General features: G+C 69.7%; 15 protein-coding genes and 2 pseudogenes. 9 read left to right on the top strand and 8 right to left on the bottom strand.

Features of this window, described 5'->3' with window-relative positions:
• The first annotated feature begins 281 nt into the window (after positions 1–281).
• Together OG747_RS06995 and OG747_RS06990 are read left to right on the top strand one after the other, a co-directional pair.
• Positions 282–1511 carry a PucR family transcriptional regulator gene (locus OG747_RS06995; RefSeq protein WP_405878417.1) on the top strand — a complete coding sequence of 410 codons (1230 nt, stop codon included), beginning with the start codon at positions 282–284 and terminating at the stop codon, positions 1509–1511.
• Between the two features lie 627 nt (positions 1512–2138).
• Positions 2139–3653: an IS4 family transposase gene (locus OG747_RS06990; protein WP_405878416.1), complete on the top strand. Its 1515-nt coding sequence runs from the start codon at positions 2139–2141 to the stop codon at positions 3651–3653.
• 119 nt (positions 3654–3772) lie between these two features.
• Here OG747_RS06990 and OG747_RS06985 read toward each other — a convergent pair whose 3' ends face one another.
• The 3 genes from OG747_RS06985 to OG747_RS06975 form a co-directional block, all read right to left on the bottom strand.
• Positions 3773–4189 (bottom strand): nuclear transport factor 2 family protein, encoded by a 417-nt coding sequence (locus tag OG747_RS06985; RefSeq protein WP_405878415.1) that lies wholly within the window; start codon positions 4187–4189, stop codon positions 3773–3775.
• 714 nt (positions 4190–4903) lie between these two features.
• Positions 4904–5083 carry a hypothetical protein gene (locus OG747_RS06980; protein WP_405878414.1) on the bottom strand — a complete coding sequence of 60 codons (180 nt, stop codon included), beginning with the start codon at positions 5081–5083 and terminating at the stop codon, positions 4904–4906.
• A gap of 231 nt (positions 5084–5314) precedes the next feature.
• Positions 5315–5464: a hypothetical protein gene (locus OG747_RS06975; protein WP_405878413.1), complete on the bottom strand. Its 150-nt coding sequence runs from the start codon at positions 5462–5464 to the stop codon at positions 5315–5317.
• Positions 5465–5736: 272 nt separating this feature from the next.
• Here OG747_RS06975 and OG747_RS06970 point away from each other — a divergent pair, with 272 nt between their 5' ends.
• Entirely contained in the window at positions 5737–6213 is a 477-nt protein-coding gene (locus OG747_RS06970; RefSeq protein ID WP_405878412.1) for a MarR family winged helix-turn-helix transcriptional regulator, read from the top strand.
• A gap of 351 nt (positions 6214–6564) precedes the next feature.
• Here OG747_RS06970 and OG747_RS06965 read toward each other — a convergent pair whose 3' ends face one another.
• The 4 genes from OG747_RS06965 to OG747_RS06950 all read right to left on the bottom strand — a co-directional run bounded on the left by OG747_RS06965 (position 6565) and on the right by OG747_RS06950 (position 11328).
• Positions 6565–7812, bottom strand: a complete 1248-nt coding sequence (locus tag OG747_RS06965) for a low temperature requirement protein A (protein ID WP_405878411.1) — start codon at positions 7810–7812, stop codon at positions 6565–6567.
• Between the two features lie 28 nt (positions 7813–7840).
• Complete coding sequence (locus OG747_RS06960; RefSeq protein ID WP_405878410.1) at positions 7841–8797, bottom strand: SDR family NAD(P)-dependent oxidoreductase; 957 nt, start codon at positions 8795–8797, stop codon at positions 7841–7843.
• Between the two features lie 551 nt (positions 8798–9348).
• Positions 9349–10236 (bottom strand): MBL fold metallo-hydrolase, encoded by an 888-nt coding sequence (locus OG747_RS06955; protein ID WP_405878409.1) that lies wholly within the window; start codon positions 10234–10236, stop codon positions 9349–9351.
• A 108-nt stretch (positions 10237–10344) separates the two neighbouring features.
• Entirely contained in the window at positions 10345–11328 is a 984-nt protein-coding gene (locus OG747_RS06950; RefSeq protein WP_405878408.1) for an aldo/keto reductase, read from the bottom strand.
• 101 nt (positions 11329–11429) lie between these two features.
• Here OG747_RS06950 and OG747_RS06945 point away from each other — a divergent pair, with 101 nt between their 5' ends.
• The 4 genes and pseudogenes from OG747_RS06945 (at position 11430) to OG747_RS06930 (ending at position 14215) form a co-directional block, all read left to right on the top strand.
• Complete coding sequence (locus OG747_RS06945) at positions 11430–12017, top strand: TetR family transcriptional regulator (RefSeq protein ID WP_405878407.1); 588 nt, start codon at positions 11430–11432, stop codon at positions 12015–12017.
• A 265-nt stretch (positions 12018–12282) separates the two neighbouring features.
• Positions 12283–12384, top strand: a pseudogene (locus OG747_RS06940) (ribonuclease domain-containing protein); the annotation flags it as partial.
• On the top strand, positions 12381–12743 hold the full coding sequence (locus tag OG747_RS06935; RefSeq protein ID WP_405878406.1) for a barstar family protein: 363 nt from the start codon (positions 12381–12383) through the stop codon (positions 12741–12743). The pseudogene OG747_RS06940 and the gene OG747_RS06935, both read left to right, overlap by 4 nt.
• A 554-nt stretch (positions 12744–13297) precedes the next feature.
• The gene (locus OG747_RS06930) at positions 13298–14215 is read left to right on the top strand and encodes a hypothetical protein (RefSeq protein ID WP_405878405.1); all 918 of its coding nucleotides are present in this window, start codon (positions 13298–13300) and stop codon (positions 14213–14215) included.
• 51 nt (positions 14216–14266) lie between these two features.
• Here OG747_RS06930 and OG747_RS06925 read toward each other — a convergent pair whose 3' ends face one another.
• Positions 14267–14830, bottom strand: a complete 564-nt coding sequence (locus OG747_RS06925) for a hypothetical protein (protein ID WP_405878404.1) — start codon at positions 14828–14830, stop codon at positions 14267–14269.
• Positions 14831–15068: 238 nt separating this feature from the next.
• On the opposite strand from OG747_RS06925, the gene OG747_RS06920 reads away from it, so the two are divergent.
• Both OG747_RS06920 and OG747_RS06915 read left to right on the top strand, forming a co-directional pair.
• Complete coding sequence (locus tag OG747_RS06920; protein ID WP_405878403.1) at positions 15069–17414, top strand: ArnT family glycosyltransferase; 2346 nt, start codon at positions 15069–15071, stop codon at positions 17412–17414.
• A 258-nt stretch (positions 17415–17672) separates the two neighbouring features.
• Positions 17673–17792: pseudogene (locus OG747_RS06915) on the top strand (S1 family peptidase); the annotation flags it as partial.
• Between the last annotated feature and the right edge of the window lie 22 nt (positions 17793–17814).

Raw genomic sequence — 17814 nt, 5'->3', positions numbered from 1 at the left:
AGCCGGCCGGGGGCTTCGAGGCAGACCAGGTGGAACACCAGGTCCGGGGGAACCTCGGCGCCGATCGCAGCCTGCCCCGACACACATCCGGCGCCACCCCGCCTCGGCGACCGCATGCTTCACCCGGATGGGTCTCACTCGGGAACCAGACCTCTCAAGCCAAGGAAAACGGGGCCCGTCGTCCGGGGCCGTGCGAGGCGGCGGCTCCGCGCCGCGGTGCGGGCTGGCGTTCCGGCGGTACTGTAAAGGGAAGACCCCTGATCGGTGAGCCGGAGAAGACATTGGTCGGCAAGGAGATCAACGCCCTGGCGACCGTGTTGCTCGAACGCGTCGGGGAGCTGGCGAAGGAGATGGCGGCGCGGATCCGCGCCGGCTCGCGGGACTACCACTACGACGTGGTGCCCGCGGAGGATCTGGAGGAGGCTTGCCGGACCCACCTCGGCAACATACTCCGGGCGCTGACCGGACAGGTACCTCTGGACACCGAGGCCGCGGCCCGCATCGGCCGCCGACGCGCCCTGCAGAATGTGCCGCTTCCCGCCGTGATGACGGCCTACCGCATCGGCGTGAAGTACTTCTGGGAGGCAGCGGTCGCCGAAGCCACCAGAAACTCCCTGGTGGGGAGCGACATGCTGGTCGCGGCGGCCTCGGCGATGTGGGTGATTCAGGACGGCATGACCGAGGCCATGGTCTCCGGATACCACGACGCGGCGGCCGAGCGGCTCCTCGCCAATGAGCATGAGCGTTCGGCGCTGGTGGAGGCGCTCCTGGAGGGCAGGAGCATGGGCACCGACGTCGTGTGGTCCGCGGCGGAGGTCCTGGGCGTGCCGCGCAACGGTCCGTTCACCGTGGTCGCCGCAGAGGTACCGCACATCGGTCGGCAGGCTCTGCCGGAGGTTGCGGCCCTCCTGAGTCGGCGCGGCATCCGGTCCGCCTGGCGGCTGCGCCCCGATCTCCAGCTGGGCATCGTGTACCTGGGTACCCCGCGGGCCCTGGACGACCTCGTCGAGGTGTTGGGACACCAGGCGGAGCGGCGCGTGGGGGTGAGTCCCTCCTACGACGACCTGTACCGCACGGGGGACGCTCTGCGATTCGCCAAGGTCGCCATGCGCGGCGGCGACGCCCAGAGCGGCGCCGTGACCGTCTTCGACGACTCACCGGTCGCGGTCGCGGCAGCCGGCGCACCCGACGTCATGGCCCGCGTCGCCACCAACGTCCTCGGTCCGATCGAGGCGCTGCCGGTCGACGAACGCGAATTGATGCTGGAAACGCTGGACGTCTGGTTCGGCTGCGGCGGATCGGCCGAGGAGGCCGCCAAGAGTCTGTACGTTCATCCCAACACGGTGCGCATGCGCCTGCGCCGCATCGCCGAACGTACCGGCCGCTCCATAACCGATCCCCGCGGCATCGCCGAACTCTCCCTCGCGCTGCGCGCAGTCCGGCAGACGCCGAAGCCCCCGTCCTCGGAGTCGACCGGCACCACGGGGACCACGGAGACAGCGGACAGCTGAGCCGATCGGCGCCACGGGTCGAGTGAAACCCCCGCCTCCTCGCCGCGTTCGTGAACCGCTCGTCCGTCGGCGCCGTCAAGGGCCGCTGACGGACAGTCTCCTCATCCCCCTGCTCGGCTTGTTCGCATACTTCATGGGGTTCCTCGACGAGACGCGAGGGAGCCGGTAGGCCCGCTGAGTCCCTCGGGGGCACAGCCACCCGCGGCGGGCCGCGGCAAGGCCGGCCTGGAAACGCGTCGACGCCCCGAGGCGGCCCGCCGATCATGATGACTCGGCCCGCCCCCTCGGCGACCGCCCTGGCCACCGCGCACCGATCGGCCGGCAGACGGGACCCGGCATGGCTGACCACCCCGTGGCCGTCGGCTGTGCACGCAGAAAGTGCCTTCCTGCCGGGATGACAGAGACCTTCGAAAAGCCTCATCTTCCCAGCTCAGAGCAATGCCGGTGAGTTAGCGCGTCGGTGCAGGTCAGGCGCTCGACGGTGATGGGCTTGGGTAGAAATATCCCCTGGTGACGTTGCGTAGTTCGTCACTTCTGGTGATGTGTCGGCGAGGCCGGGACGTAGCAACGGAGCTCCCGGTAGGACAGAAGATCGACCAAGATCCGACTGTCCGCAAGGGAACTCCGTTGGGTGCTCAGTGTGCCATCGCCCGCCCGCCGTCTGCTATCGACGAGAACGGCCAAGTCCCGTTGAACCCGCTGGTGGTGCCGCCGGACAGGCGCTTTGGTGAGCATGTCCGTCTCGGCGTGTTGACCGAGGAGATCAGCCCTGAACTGGTGGACGAGGTCGTGGAGTTGACCGGCTGCGGCGAACGTCGCCGCCGACTGCTGCCGGCCCGGGCGGTGGTCTACTTCGTCCTGGCGTTGTGCCTGTTCAGCAGCTCCGACAGTGCCGGTCCGCCGGGATACCGGTCGGTCCTGCGCACACTGACCGAGAAGCTGCGGCACCTGCCGGGCGCGTGCGTGCAGCGACTGCCCAGCAGTTCCGCCCTGACCCGGGCCCGGCAGCGGCTGGGCGCCAAGCCGCTGCAGATCCTGTTCGAGCGGCGGTGCGGCCCGCTGGCCACGACCGCCACCCCGGGCGTGTTCGCCTTCGGGCTGCGACTCGTGGCCTGGGACGGCACAGCGCTGGACGTCCCCGACACCCCCGCCAACGCACGGGAGTTCGGCTTCACCGGCAAAGGCGGCGTCAATCAGAGCGGACACCCCCAGGTCCGCCTGATGGCGCTGACCGAGTGCGGTACCCACGCCCTGGTCGACGCGGCCTTCGACGCGGTGGCCAAGTTCAGCGAGCACAAGCTCGCCCGTCGGCTCCTGGCCTGTCTGAGGCCGGACATGCTGCTGCTGGCCGACCGCAACTTCTCCGGCTACGAACTGTGGGGCCTGGCCCGGGCCACCGGCGCCCATCTGGCCTGGCGGATCAAGAAGAACCTGGTCTTCGTCCCGCTGCGGGTACTGCCCGACGGGTCCTACCTTTCGGTCATGCCGACCCCGAAAGAGACCATCCGGCACGGACAGGCCAGGGCTGCCGGCCGCACCCTGGCCGAGCCGCCGACAGGCCACACCGTCCGGATCATCCAGTACACCGTGACCGTCCGGCCCCGAGTCGGGCTGCCCCGTACTGAGACGTTCCGGCTGGTCACCAGCCTGCTGGACCACCGGCTCGCCCCGGCCCGCCAGCTGGCGATGACCTACCATCAGCGATGGGAGATCGAGAACGGTTTCGCGGAGCTGAAGAACCGCCTGCGGGGCACCGCCTTCATCCTGCGCTCCAAGGCGCCCGAATTGGTCTGCCAGGAGATCTACGCCCTCCTCACCGTCTACCAGGCGTTGTGCGCACTGGAGATGCACGCCGCAGAGCAGGCCGGGATCGATCCCGACCGGATCTCCTTCACCGTGACGGTGCAGCTTGCCCGCCTGAAGGTCGCCGCCCAGTCCGCAGCGGACCCGACCGCGCTGGGCACCGCCCGCCGCGAGGTCGTAGCGGAACTCCTGACCGCCCTCCTCCCTACCCGGCGCGACCGGCAGTGCCAGCGCATCAAGAAGCCGTCCAAGAACACCTTCGAGGTCAGAAAACGGGACCAGCCCCGCACTCCCAGTAACGTCCACTACACACTGAGAGTTACCAAACACCCCACCTGACCTGCACCGACGCGCTAACTCACCGGCATTGCAGCTCAGAGGGCACTTTCGCGTTTCCGATCAAGATCCGGACACCGTGGCAGGTGAAACGCGCAGGTTAGGCGTCGTACCTCAGCGGTCTAGAAGGTCGCGCCGCTCAGTGCTGCGATGAACGCCATCGGGTTCCAGTACTCGCGGTACTTGACGATGAGGCCGTCCTTGAACGTCACGAAGGTGGCGTAACTCATCTCGTAGGGGTTCCCGTTGGCCAGGACGCGACCGGTGACACCCCAGTCTGCGACGGCCACGTTCGGGTCGTCGGTCGAGTAGATGCGCAGCGACGTGATCTGGTGCACGTCGATGAGGTCGGGGTAGCCGCGCAGGTACTCGTAGATGGCGGTCCGGCCCTCCAGCCGGGCGGGGCTGCCCTCGGGGGCGAAGGGGAACTCGACGACGACATTCTCGTCGCACAGATCCGCCCAGCCCTTCATGTCCTTGGCGAGGAAGGTGTCCAGGCTGCGCCGCAGCAGATCCGCGGCAGCAAGGGTTTCGCTCATTGTTCGTTCCCATCGTGAATCGGAGCAGGCCCGCCGACAGCGCGACGGCATCCTGCGGGTCCGGTGCCGCCAGGTCCGGTGGAAAGGCGGCTCTGACACGGGTCCCGGCTCGGCCGTTACCCGACTGCGGTTTCGTGTTGCCCGATGCAGTGGTGAAGTCCCGGCCAGGGATCACCGGCGGCGTGGGTGGTGCAAGGACCGATGTCCCCTGGGGATCAAGGGGGTCTCGGCCACGTGCACCACCTCCGCCTGGGCTGGTTCGTCGCGGGGAGAGCCCCGCGCTCGAATTAACGTGTCTAGCCACATAATTAGGTGTCTAGCCACTGAATGTCAAGTGAGATCGCTCCGGCACCCTGCGCAGGGCCGAGGTCTCCGACTTCCTCACCGCCGCCGCGGAGCTCGAACGCGCCTACGCCGCCGCGAGCCGCGGGTGATCCTGCCTCGGCCCCGGCGGTCCGGCGGACCGTCTTCGGGGGGCGAGCTGTGAGGCGAAGCTGCCAAGGCCGCAGTTGCGGTGCGCCCGACGGCCGGGGGTGCTGCCGCCGGCGCGGCGGAAGCGGCGGCCTCGGCAAGGAATGAGCCGCGATCGGATCCGGATCCGGATTGAGGGATGTTCGAAACAACCCCAGGAAATATGAGGACAAACCAACCAATCGACTCCCGCCGGGTGCAGCGCACGCGGGATCGCTCTGGCCGGGGAAAATTTCCTATCGATCAGCCAGCAATGGCATTGGCACCACGCATCTTGCCTTTGCAAGCAATTTCTTTATCGGTGTCAGCATGCTTTGCCAGCCGCATGCGGCGGAAAGAGCCCCCTCGGGAGAGTTCTTCGGCAACCAGTACGAACTGCCGGCCCAGGGTGTCCGTCTCCGAGGCGTCGAAAGGATCGAGCACTCGCGCACGCACGCTAGCCCGGTGGGCCGGGTACGCCGACTGCGGCCGCGCGAATCCAGCATCGGTCAAGGACGTCCCGATACCCCAGGCGTCCTTCGCGTGGCGCCACTTCCAGCGGACCGCGCGAGTCCATGCTCGTCACCACTCACGAGATCCGGCTCCCCGACAGAGCCATGGCGTTGGCCAGATCGGTCATCCGCAACTCGCGGTCGTCAACCTCGGACAGGGGCATCAGCACGCTGTGGTGCGTGTCAGCCCCGTTGCCTGCAGCAGGTCGTCGTCCAAGGATCGCGGCATCGCCTTCAGGGCGCGCATCAGGGCACGTCGGAAATACTCTTCCGCGCTGCTCGATGCGGCCGCGTCAGTCACCGGGCCGGTCACGGTACGGCGCTCCTCGGCCCGATCTTGGTGCGTTTAAGCAACGCGGGGCGGACCCCGACGCCGGAACGCCCACGGTTATACCCGGACGGCACCCTCGCGGCGGGCTTCCGGGCCGACCAAACTCCCCCGACCGACGGCCTCGGGGGGACCGATCGGCAACCCTCCGCGGCGATTACAGTATTCCCTGCCCAGGTCGCACCCGGGGCGCTGAGTTTCCGTCCGTATTAGTGGTCAGACACATATGCCTGGCCCGCAATTGCCCGAGGAGCGCCATGCCAGCCGCGAACCCTGACCCGGTGATGCCTCGGCCGAGCCTCGTCGACTACGCCCCGGTCAGCTTCGGGCTCTTCGCCCTCGCCCGTGAACTACACGGTTACGGCGCTGAACTCCTGCTGAAACTTGGCCTGCACCCCGGCCAGGAACTCATCCTCATGCAGCTCTTCGACAGGGACGGCCAGACGCAGGCTGAGCTCCAGCAAGCGGTTGGGCTCGACCACTCCACGGTCTCGCGATCGATCCGCCGTATGGAGGACGCCGGGCTCCTCACCCGGGCCCCCGCCCAGCACGACCGCCGAGCCGTCATCGTCTCCCTCGCCGCCAATGGTGAGGCGCTCCGCCGGCCGCTCGCCGAGCTATGGGCCACCCTCGACCGGCTCGCTACCGACACCCTGCACAGGACCGAGGGGGCCGGCTTCCTCGCCACGGTCGCGGAACTCGAACGCGCCTACGCCGCTGCGCGCCGCGGCTGACCGGGGTGCGGGAACGCTCCTCCCGGGGACCCGATACGCGCCCGGAGATCACACCCGGTGAGGTAGAGACGTCTACGAGCCCCAGCTCACGCCGACACGCGTCAGTACTTCGTGGGCCAGTTCGTCCCGGGGCCGTTCACCGTCCAAGAAGACGGTGTCGACAGGCAAAGCGTCCGCCGCAGCCACACAGTCTGCAATCTGAGCCCTGCACCACCGCCGGGCAGCCTTGTCACGCTCGCCGTTCACCCAGACGATCACACAGATCTCCCATCCTCAACCGCTGTCTGCATCCCCACGTCATGCCCGCAGGATCACCGGCCGGCGTCGAGACCGGGAACACCGACTACCCGATCAACGACCCCTATCAGTCTCAACCCCCGACACTTCCTCGGCGGCGGATTCCTCTTCGTGGGACAGGCGGTATGCCACGGCGAGTCCCCAGGGGACGCCGAGGAGGAGGACGAGGGCGAGGCCGAGGACGAGTGGTGCCGGGCGTGCGGCGCCGACGCCCACGCACATGACGGCCACGGCGGCGCAGGTGCGGGCCAGCGGCCGGTAGAGCCCGCGGTCCAGGCGCCAGACGCGCAGGGAGGTCGCGAGCACCATCGTCGCGCAGAGCACGACGGCCGCGCCCCCGCAGAGCACCCAGGCGGTGGCGGCGGGGGTCCGGCTGTCGTGGGCGTGCTCGACGAGGCCGACCATCGCGGCGCCCATGGCGGCCACCGCGGCCGTGAGCGGCAAGTGCATGAGCATCCACTGCACGGTGCTCGCGCGTGTGGGTCTCGGCCGCCGGTGTCCGGCGAAGTCGAAGTAGGTCCACCAGGCGCCGAAGCCGACGACGACGGCGACGAGCCCGACGGCGAGGGTGAGCGCGTTGGCCGGCTCGTGGGCCAGTCCGTCGACCACTCCGGTCACGGTCTCGCCGAGCACGATGATGATGAACAGCCCGAACCGTTCGGTGAGCGCGGCGGTCACGCTGAGCGCGACCGCCTGTACCGGGGTGGCCGTACCGATCATGACCGTGAACCCCGCCAGGTAGGCGACGGCGAGCAGGCCCCACGTCAGTACGCGGACGCCCGCGGGCAGGGCGGCGCTCGCGGCCAGGACGGCCGCGCAGGCGGCCGTCCCGGTCACGAACAGCGTGCTGGGGCGGCGGAATTCGGGGCTGTCACCGCGTGCGGCGAGCAGCCACAGCACGGCAAGGACCGCGAACAGCACCCCCGCGTCCACGGCGAACGCGACTCCGCGTGCGCCGCCTGCCTCGGGGATGAACGCGCCCAGCGGCACGAGCACCAGGATCTGCAGCAGGAACATGCTCCGGCCGCGGGCATCCTCGTGCCCGTGGAGTTCGTGGTGGAGGGTGCCGTTGAACCAGGCGATCCACACCAGCGCGAACACCGCGGCGAACTCGCCAAGGCCGCGCCAGGTCAAGTGCCCGGCCAAGTGGTGGGCGGCCTGGGCGACCAGCACGACCACGACCAGGTCGTAGAACAGTTCGAGCGGGCCGACCACCCGCTCGCGCGGCTGCTCGCCATGGGCGCGCGGCGGCTGCCACAGCCGGCGGCGCAGCCGGGCCCACTGCTCGTGTCGCGAGGTCATGTCGGCAGCCTAGAGCTCGCGTGGAGCTCTAGCGGACGAGATCCTCGGACACGGCCCACAGCCGGGCCGCGTTCTCCCGGTCCAGGGCGTACGGTGCGACGCCGGCGACGGCCCCGGCTCGCTCGGTGACCGGCTCGGACTGCGCACAGTCCTCGAAGTAGCGGCCGGTGATGCCCTCGACCGTCGGTGAGGCGGCCAACAGCACCGAGGTCGCGGCGCCCTGCTCCACGGTCTTCTGCGGTGGCAGCGCGAGTTCGCCCGCGGCGATGAAGTCGGCCACCTGCTGCATGTCCATGTGCCGGGCCAGGGAGGTGTCGGCGATGTTGCCCGGCATGAGTGCGTTGGCGGTGATGCCGTCGTCGGCCCATCGCTCGGCGGCACCGACGGCGAACAGAGCGTTGGCGGTCTTGGACTGCCCGTAGGAGGTCCAGGGGTCGTAGGGGCGGAAGCGGTAGTCCAGGTCGTCGAAGACGACCGGTGAGAAGAGGTGGCCGATGGAACTCACCGAGACGATCCGTGCGCTGTCCGCCGCCGCGAGTGCCGGGTGCAGGCCGACGGCGAGGGCGAAGTGGCCCAGGTGGTTGACGGCGAACTGTGTTTCCCGGCCGTCCGGCGTGCGGGTGAGTTCCGGCGGGGCCATCACTCCGGCATTGTTGACCAGGATGTGCAACGGGCCTGTCCAGGCGGCCACGAACGCCGCGACCGTCGACCGGTCGGCCAGGTCGAGCCGCTCCACCGTCAACTTACCGGATTGCGGGGGCAGTTCCGTCTCCAGGCGCGCCGCCACGCGGGCGCCCGCGGCGGTGTCCCGCACGGCGAGGGTGACGTCGGCGCCCGCCGCGGCGAGCGCCCGGGCCGTCTCGACCCCGATTCCGGAACTGGCTCCGGTCACCACGGCCCGGCGGCCGTGCAGGTCCACGCCGTCGATGACCTCGGCGGCGGTTGTGCTTGCCCCGAACATGTGGGGCGTCTGAGGCACGGACATGAGGTGGGTCTCCTGACTTGAGTGACTTGAGTGACTTGAGAAAACCGAGGGCCGCACGGTGCGTGGCTCACTTGCCGATCGCGATCGGCGCCTCGGCGATGGGGGTTGGCACCTGCTCGTCGAGGAGGGTGCGTGAGGTCGTTTTAGCTCGATCGTGTGATGGTCGGCTTCCGGGCTTGCGGCGCCCTGGGCCCTCCGGGTTGGCGTGGCTGTGCGATCTGGGACGCCGGGTGCGGTGCCGGCGTGCGGGGCCCCTGCTCCACCAGAGTGATGGTTCAGGGCCTCCCCGTCGCCTCTGGCCGTACCCATATGGCCGGGTCGCGTAGGGAACTGGCCTCCCGGGATCGGACCACGTACAGGATGCGTGTCGCCGCCCCGGGGTTGAGTACGCCGGGGACCTGGGGGTACCTCCCACGCCCTTAAGGCAGTGGGGGAGCGCCCAAGACCGTTCGGGGCGCGCGGCTGATCGGGCTAATTCCTGCTCAGTCCATAGGAACGGTTGGCCGGAAGGGTGCGGCCGGGCCGTACCCGGGACGGCAGGTCCGGTCGGGTTACCGGGAAGACGGCGCGCCGTCGGCGGGAGTCCAGGCGTGTGTGTCGCCCGCCGATGTGACACGGCCGAACACGTCGTCCGTGAAGTGCCCGGCCGCGATCACGGTGTCCGGCCGCTGGAGCACGCGGTCGCGCACCGCTCGGGCCTGGTCCGGGACGACGTCGGAGGAGAACACCAAGGCAGGGTCAAAGACCTGCGCGGGGGAGTGGAGGATGTCTCCCACGATATAGGCCGATTCGGTGCTGGCGCCCGAGGTGTCCCGCACGACGATCGCCAGGTGTCCGGGGGTATGACCCGGAGTGGCCTCGACGGTCACCCCGGGCGCGATGCTGTCGCCGCTGCTGACGAACTCGACGACGCCGTCGAGTGGCTTGAGCACTGCCTCGGCGTCCGGTCCGCCCATGGTCGCCGTCCTCGCCGACCAGTACTGCCACTCGTCTTGCGACATGAGATGGCGTGCCCGGCCGAAGGTGAGGCCGGTGGGCGAGTCCGTCGCGGGCGCGTTCGGCAGCGGCGCGACATCGCTGGTCCAGCCGACGTGATCGAGGTGCAGATGGGTGTACACCACCGTGTCGATGTCGTCGGCGGTCAGTCCTTCCTCGGCGAGGTTGTGCAGAAGCGCACCGCCCTTGAGGTGAGCGATGCCGGGTACGTTCACGTCGATCTTCCCTACGGCCAGATCCACGAGGATCCTCTGGTCTCCGGCGCGTATCAGGAAGGATCCGAACGAGAGGATGAGCTGCCCGTCTTCGAGATGGCCGGGGCGCGTCGTCCAGTCCACGCCGGGGAACAGGACGTCTGGATTGTGTGCGCCGAAACCGTCGGGGAGATAGGTGATCGTCGTTGCGCCGATGGTGATCTGGGACCGTTTGGCCGGCTGAGGCATGGGAACGTCCTTTCGGGACGCGAGGGCGTGGGGCCGTATAAGGGCGTGGGGCCGTATATGTGGGGGGTGTGGCCCCGCGACGGGATGGTGTGAGGGTGTCGGCGGCTCTCAGCCGTTGAGCGTCCCCATGAACTCGGGTGCGTAGCGGTCGCCGGTGACCGCGCCGTGCGGGGCGACCGCCTCGATCGCGGCGATGTCGTCGTCGGTGAGGATCACCTCGGTCGCGGCGACGTTCTCCTCCAGGTAGCGGCGGCGCTTGGTGCCGGGGATGGCGACCGCGCCCTGGTGCTGGATCCAGGCGAGCGCCAGCTGGGAGGAGGTGACGTTCTTGTCGGCCGCGATACGGCGGACCTCCCGGACGACGTCCAGATTGCGGTCGAAGTTCTCGCCCTGGAACCGGGGGTCGGTGCGGCGCCAGTCGTCCTCGGCGAAGTCGCCGGGGCTGGTGATCGCGCCGGACAGGAAGCCGCGCCCCAGCGGGGAGTAGGCGACCAGGCCGATCCCCAGCTCCCGCAGCGTGTCGCGCACCCCGTCCTGTTCGATGCCGCGCTCGAAGAGCGAGTACTCCGTCTGGACGGCGGTGAGCGGGTGCACGGCGTGGGCACGCCGGATCGTCTGCGCGGAGGCCTCGCACAAGCCGATGTGGCGGACCTTGCCCTCGGCGACCAGCTCGGCCAGCGCGCCGACGGTCTCCTCGATCGGCACCTTGGGGTCGATACGGTGCAGGTAGTACAGGTCGACATGGTCACTGCCCAGGTGCCGCAGCGACCGGTCGAGCGCCCGGCGCACGTACTCGGGCCGACCGTTGAGATCGAGCACACGGCCGTCATCGGTGATCTCCACGCCCGTCTTGGTGGCGAGGACGGCGGCCTCCCGGCGCCCGGCCAGCGCCTTGCCGAGAAGCTGCTCATTGATGAAGGGGCCGTAGCTCTCGGCGGTGTCCAGCAAAGTGACGCCGAGCTCCAACGCACGGTCGACGGTGGCCAGCGACTCCGCCTCGTCGGTGGCGCCGTAGAAGGCACTCATACCCATGCAACCGAGGCCTTGGGCCCCGACGGTCAGGCCCTGGCCGCCCAGTGCGCGGTGTTCCATAAGGGTTCCTCTAGTCCGTAACTAACTGGATAGATACATGACCGTAGACCTGTGGGTTTCCCATGTCAATAACTAGATAGTTACTTGCTAGGGTGGCAGACATGCCACGGGATTCCAGCGCCACCAAGGCCCGGCTGCTCGACGCCGCCTTCACCGAATTCGCCGCCTACGGCATCGCCGGTGCCCGAGTGGACCGGATCGCGGAGGCCGCGGGGGCGAACAAGCGGCTGATCTACGCCTACTTCGGCAACAAGGAGCAGTTGTTCGACGAGGTTTTGCAACGGGCAATGACGGCGGGTGCCGAGTCGGTGCCGTTCGACGTCGAGGACCTGCCTGGATACGCAGGTGCGATCTTCGACCACCTCGTCGCCCGGCCGGACCTGATGCGCCTGCGCCTATGGAAACTGCTGGAGCGCCCCTCCGTCACCGGACTCGAACCGGACGGCTTCCGACGCAAAGCCGCCGAAGTGGCCGACGCGCAGCAGCGTGGCGAGGTCGCCCAGGAGATGGAGCCGGCCGATCTGCTGACCATGGTTCTCGCCGCGGCCCAGGCGTGGTTCTGGGCCGCCGAGGGCGTCGACCCTGAGGAGGCCGGCCAGTCCTGGTCGCCGCAGCGGCTGGCCCTGCACCGCTCGGCGGTCGTCGAGGCCGCCCGCCGGATGAGCGAGCCGAAGGCCGCTGGCGCGTAGCAGCGTCATGGGCACGCATGCGCGGCGTACGGCGGGTCTGTCTCCCTCAACGGGTCTGTCTCCCTCAAGGCGGGAGGACGGGGCGGGCGCCCGCCCGCCCGGCCGACCGGTTCCGAACGTGAACGCGAACCATTCCCGGGCCGACCTCCCACTGCTTGCCTCGCCCTCGGCCCTTTCCGCTGACCATTGCCAATGCGAGCCGTGTGCTACCGGCAGCCGAGGGCTGTCACGGGCGGGTTGACGCCCTGGACACACTCACCTACGTCCTGGGCGACATCGGGGAGCCCGCCGCATTGTCACCGGGCAGGGCGGTGAGATCTACTACACCGGTGATCACTACAAGTCGTTCAGGGCGGTGCTGAGATGACGGACAGCCCGTTGGCGGAGGTGTTGCGCGCGGCGCGCGCGCTCGGGTGGCAGGTCAGCGTGCTCGACCTCACCGGGGTTTCGGACAAGGCCGGCTTCATGGATCGCTGTGTCCGCGCTCTCGACCTGCCGGAGTGGTTCGGCCGGAACTGGGACGCGCTCGCGGACTGCCTGGGCGACCCCGACTGGGGGCCCGCAAGCCCGGGCCGTCTGCTCCTGGTGAGCGGCTGGCGGCCCTATGCCAAGGCCCGCCCCGACGAGTGGGAGATCGCCCAGGAGGTGCTGGAGTCTGCTGCCGGGCACTACCAGGAGCACGACGCCACGCTCTCGGTCGTCCTCGCCCTCGGGGGAGCCTCCTGAGAAGTTCTTCGAGGAGTCCTTCGCGGAGCCTTTGGAGGATCCGACCAGCTGCTTCCTGGCCAGCCTGGATGATCCGTCCGGGCACCGCATCCAGGCCGCCATGGGACAAGGCCCGGCCACCCTGCTGCGCGCCCGGCCCGGTCACCGCGTTCGACGACGAACAGTTCGCCGCCACCAAAGCCGTCCTCGCCCCCGCCCTCATCGACAAGCCGTACCTCTGCTACGAGGGCTATCCCCTGCGCTTCGTCCCCGACCCCGGTATTGCCTTCCGGCGGTACAACCGGGCAACCCCAGACCGCGCACTTTGTCCTGACGGGCCGCCACCTGCGGGTCGTGGCCAAGGTCGGGGCGGCCGGGGCCCATGCGTTCGGCGGCGCTGTCGGTATCGTGTTGCAGGGCTGTGACATCAGAAGGACGCTTCAGGCACAGTGGGCTGACAGGCTCCTCCCATCCACACAGAGCAGCAAGCGGTCGAGGGACGGGGAACAGCCCGGGACGGCGGCGCGGCTCTGGTGCTGACGCGCTTCCTGTGCACGTCCCTGGGGGAACACACCATGTCCGCTCGTGTCCGCAACACCGCTGCCGCCATCGCCCTTGCCGCCGCCGTCACCGGCACCGCGGTGCTGGGCGGATCCGGCTCCGCCCTCGCCGCCGCCAAGGCCCCTTCGCGCGGGACCCTGACGATCAGCAACGGCAGCAAGTACGTGCTGATCAACGGCCGTTGGGTGAACTTCGGCGTGGTTGTGCGGGATCTCGCCTGGTCGCCGAACGGTGCCAAGGCCGCCTTCATCGACGGCTCGGGAAACCTGGACGTCGCGGGCGCCGATGGCAGCGGACGCGTCGTGGTCGTCAAGAACCCCGGCAACCAGAACTGGTCCCACCCCACCTGGCAGGTGGCCAAGGCCGACACGCAGGACGGCATCCCCGCGAAGAACAACCTCATCTTCGCCGCCCGCGCCAACGGTGTGTCCAAGCTGGAGTACGTGGCCGCCACGGCGGTGCATGGCACTCCCAAGACGCTCGCTCTGGCTGCGGAGTCCGGCCCGGGCGTGCCCGCGCTGCCGAAGACCGGCAACGTGTGGCCGAACGCGGCCGGCGGCCACGGCACCTCGGTCTATGCGAACTCCTCCACCGGTGACGTCTACATACGCGACGACTACATCCGTCAGCAGGGCGGCGCGGTGACCAAGGGTTCGCAGCCGGCCCTGTCACCCAACGAGGAGGAGGTCGTGTTCGTGCGGTCCGTCGCCGGCCACGACCACATCCTCGTGGAGGAGTTCACCACCAGCGGCGGCCGCGTCAAGGATCTCACCCCGCACGCCACCACCGACTACACCGAGCCGGCCTGGTCCGCCGACAGCACCACGCTCGCCGTGCGGACCCCCGCCGGCACCGTGACCCTGTCGGCCAACGGCTCCGGCCACCCGACCAAGGTCACCTCGGTCGTCGGCCTGGCCGCCTACCGCCCCTGATCCGGTACGAAAGATACGAAAGACCGGGCCGGGCTGGTCCAGGTCGCGGAGTCACTCCGCCGCCCGGGCGAGCTCGGCCCGCAGCTCGTCCAGGTGCGCGTCCGCCGTGTCGTGCGGCAGGAACTCGACCACGTCGAGGAAGCGGAACAGCACCTGGCTGCTGGTGATCGCGTACTCGAACTCCCCGAACCCCACCACGGCGCCCATCGTGCCGCGCACGGTGCCCCGGACGACATGCTCGGTCAGCTCGTCCGGCCGATCCGCCGTCAGTCCGCGCCGCGCGTTGGGACGGGCCAGATACGGGCACACCATCGAGGCGTACAGCATGCACGCGCGGTGCCCCGGCCCCTCCAGGGTCGGCGCGAGATTGCGGTAGGGGCGCCCGGCAGCGAGCGCCTCGCCGATCGTGGTGCTCTCCGCTGCGCCCACCACGCGCCAGGCCGGACCCTGCGGCATTTCCTCGTTGCAGACCGAGCAGAGCCGCTTCCGCGCGCAGTTGGCGCTGCGCTCGTAGTCGGTGAGGGCGAACTGCGGTTGTTCGCCCTCCCACGGGGTGATGGCCGGAACGGGGCAGCCGCGGGTGTCGCGCGGCCTGGCCTCAACGGTCGGCGGCATGGGAACCATCTCGAAGCGCACACCCCATGACTACCACGCGGCCCGCGCCAGGCAGAAGCTGTGCGCCCACTGTGTGATTTCCAGGTACGGCAAATTTATACGGTAGGTAATGAACGACACTCCACAGATTGAAATTCTGCCCGGTCCTGTTAAAGGGTTCTCCTGAGTCTGATGAGAATTTCCTTGAACCGGGCCGCATGGGCGTGGCGGGCTAGCGCCGTATCGAAGACTGCTGCGCATGGCTACGACAGTCCTCGACCCGACCGCACCCACCGGTGCCGTTCGCCGCGCGCCATGGAGGTCGCCGGTGGACCAGCCGGCGTACGCGCGCCCGGCGCTGCTGGTCATCACGGTCCTCGCCGCGGTGCTCTACACCTGGGGGATCAACCACAGCCAATATCACACGTTCTATGCGGATGCCGCCCGCAGTATGACGGAGAGCTGGAAGGCTTTCTTCTTCGGCTCGTTCGACCCCGGGAATTCCATCACGCTCGACAAATTGCCGGGATTCCTGTGGCCACAAGCGCTTTCCGCACGGATCTTCGGATTCCATCCGTGGGCGCTGACCCTTCCCCAGGTCATCGAGGGGGTGGCGAGCCTGCTGGTCCTGCACCGACTGGTGCGCCGCTGGGCCGGAGTCAACGCGGCGCTTGTCGCCTGCACGGCCTTCCTGCTGACCCCGGTGGCCGTGGGGCTCTTCCGGACCGCGGTCGAGGACCCCGCCTTCACCTTGTGTGTGCTGCTGGCGGCTGAGGCCACCCAACGCGCCGCCCGGGACGGCCGGCTGCGCCCACTGGTGCTCGCCGGTGCATGGGTCGGGCTCGGCTTCCAGGCCAAGATGCTGGAGGCGTGGGCGGTGCTTCCCGCGCTCGCCCTGGTCTATCTGACATCGGCGCCGATCGCGCTGCGGAAGCGGCTGGCGCACCTCGGCCTGTCTGCTTTGGTCATGACCGCCGTGTCGGCGTCGTGGATGCTCGCCGTCACTCTCACCCCGGCCAAGGACCGGCCCTACGTGGACGGCACCACCAACAACTCCGCGTTCAGCATGGTGGTCGGCTACAACTTCCTGAACCGCTTCTCCTCGCTCGGCATCAGCGCGGCCTCCACGGGCAGCGTGAGCGCGACACAGGGCGGCGGAGGCGGCCGCGGAGGACAGCAGGCGGCATCCGGCACCGACCGAACGGGCCGAACGGGCCAGACGGGCCAGACTGGTCGGACCGGCGGCACCGGAGCCCGCGTCGGCACTCACCGCCGCGCCACCGGCACGACCGGCGCTCAGAGCGTCCAGGGCGCCCAGAACGGCTCCCAGGGCGCGGCATCCGCGCAGGTTGCGGCAGCCCGGACGAACGCCGCGCGCCAGGCCGGCGGCGGTGGCGGCTCGGGCGGTGGTGACCAGGACGGCTGGTCGAAGATGTTCGGCACGTCGCTCGCCTCGCAGACCGGCTGGCTCTACCCGATCGCCGCCGTCGCCGTCGTCTGCGGTCTGCTGTGGCGCCGGGGCAGGCCGCGCACCGACCGGATCCGTTCCGGATTCGTTCTGTGGGGCACCTGGCTGACCACCTACTTCGTGGTCTTCAGCGCGGGCAGCGTCGGCGGTCACACGTACTACATGGGCGTGATCGCGGTACCGCTCTGCGCGCTCACCGGTGGCGGCACCGTGCTGATGTGGCGCGCCTACCGGGCCGGCGGCCGCCGCTCCTGGGCGCTGCCGGGCGCGGTGGCGGCGACGGCGGCGTGGAGCGCGTACCTCGCCGGCGAGTTCCCGTCGTTCCTGCCGTGGCTGGCCCCTGCGGTCGGCGTACTCGGTCTCGCCGCCGTCGTCCTGCTGGTGCTGGCCCATCCCGGCCGCGCTGCGTCCGGCGGCCGGCTCGCCCTCGCCGGTCTCGCCGCGGCCCTTGCGGCGGTGCTGGTCGCGCCTGGCGCGTGGGCGGTGCAGGTCCTCAACCCCTCGTACAGCAGCTCCGGCATGGGCGCGGTCGGCCCGTCCGGCATGAACCGCGGCCATGGCTCGGTGACGTCCGCGAGCGGCCGGACCGGCCAACTGCGCTGGGGCGGCGGCACGACGCGCGGTAAAACGCGCGGGACGGGGGCGCCCCGCGTCGGCACGGGCGGCTTCGGCGGCATCAGCGCGGACGGCGGACTCACCACGGCCCAGCGGAAGTTGCTCCACTACACCACCGCGCAGCAGGGCTCGGCCGCGTACGTCTTCGCCACCACCAGTTGGAACGGCGCGTCCCCGTACATCCTCGCCACCGGCGCCCACGTCCTGCCGCTCGGCGGCTTCAGCGGCCGGGTGCCGTTCCCCACCGAGGCGCAGTTCCGGCAACTCGTCGACTCCGGCAAGCTGCGGTACGTGCTGCTGGGCGGCGGCCGCGGCATGGGCTCCCTGTTCGGCGGCGGCAGCGGGACGACGGCGACGACAGTCACTGCGCAGATCACCGACTGGGTCCAGTCCGCGTGCACCCGCGTCCCGGCCTCCGCCTACGGCGGCACGGACTCCTCCGGCGCCACCCCCGCCGTCCCGGGGGCGGCTGCCGAAGGAACCACCGCCCAGACGCTGTACCGGTGCGTCCCCGGCCACTGACCGAACCCTGTGGGGCTCGGAAAGTCGTCGCTGCAGGTCAAGCCGCGTAGCGGTACTCGTTGATGACACCGCCGAGGATGCGGGTGTGCACGGTCACCGGTGGTGAGGCCGCCGCCGAGTTCGATGGTGGCCAGCTCGACGTCCGCCGGGTCCGCCCCGTACCGGGGCCAGTTCCTGCGGCGTGACGGTGCCGGTGCCCTCGACCAGATCGTGGGGGATCGGCGCGCGGCGGCGCAGGACGAGGGTGACCTCGATGTGCTCGGCTCCTCGGCGATCGGGCTCACCTCGGGCGGCAGCGGCGACTGCGCCTCGGGCGGCGAGACCTTCTTCCAGCCGGTGACGGCGGCGCTCAGCGCGGAGGGCGCCGCCATCCCGTAACTCGCCTGCACATCAGGCGTGT

The sequence above is a fragment of the Streptomyces sp. NBC_01384 genome, from assembly GCF_045040035.1.
In the GTDB taxonomy this organism is placed as follows: domain Bacteria; phylum Actinomycetota; class Actinomycetes; order Streptomycetales; family Streptomycetaceae; genus Streptomyces.
This window is presented reverse-complemented; position numbering and strand designations above follow the sequence as displayed.

Bases quoted from the DNA above. Each gene is read 5' to 3' on its own strand.
- OG747_RS06985 (WP_405878415.1), bottom strand. From the start codon at position 4,189: ATGAGCGAAACCCTTGCTGCCGCGGATCTGCTGCGGCGCAGCCTGGAC.
- OG747_RS06970 (WP_405878412.1), top strand. From the start codon at position 5,737: ATGCCAGCCGCGAACCCTGACCCGGTGATGCCTCGGCCGAGCCTCGTC.
- OG747_RS06965 (WP_405878411.1), bottom strand. From the start codon at position 7,812: ATGACCTCGCGACACGAGCAGTGGGCCCGGCTGCGCCGCCGGCTGTGG.
- OG747_RS06960 (WP_405878410.1), bottom strand. From the start codon at position 8,797: ATGTCCGTGCCTCAGACGCCCCACATGTTCGGGGCAAGCACAACCGCC.
- OG747_RS06955 (WP_405878409.1), bottom strand. From the start codon at position 10,236: ATGCCTCAGCCGGCCAAACGGTCCCAGATCACCATCGGCGCAACGACG.
- OG747_RS06950 (WP_405878408.1), bottom strand. From the start codon at position 11,328: ATGGAACACCGCGCACTGGGCGGCCAGGGCCTGACCGTCGGGGCCCAA.
- OG747_RS06945 (WP_405878407.1), top strand. From the start codon at position 11,430: ATGCCACGGGATTCCAGCGCCACCAAGGCCCGGCTGCTCGACGCCGCC.
- OG747_RS06935 (WP_405878406.1), top strand. From the start codon at position 12,381: ATGACGGACAGCCCGTTGGCGGAGGTGTTGCGCGCGGCGCGCGCGCTC.
- OG747_RS06930 (WP_405878405.1), top strand. From the start codon at position 13,298: ATGTCCGCTCGTGTCCGCAACACCGCTGCCGCCATCGCCCTTGCCGCC.
- OG747_RS06925 (WP_405878404.1), bottom strand. From the start codon at position 14,830: ATGCCGCCGACCGTTGAGGCCAGGCCGCGCGACACCCGCGGCTGCCCC.
- OG747_RS06920 (WP_405878403.1), top strand. From the start codon at position 15,069: ATGGCTACGACAGTCCTCGACCCGACCGCACCCACCGGTGCCGTTCGC.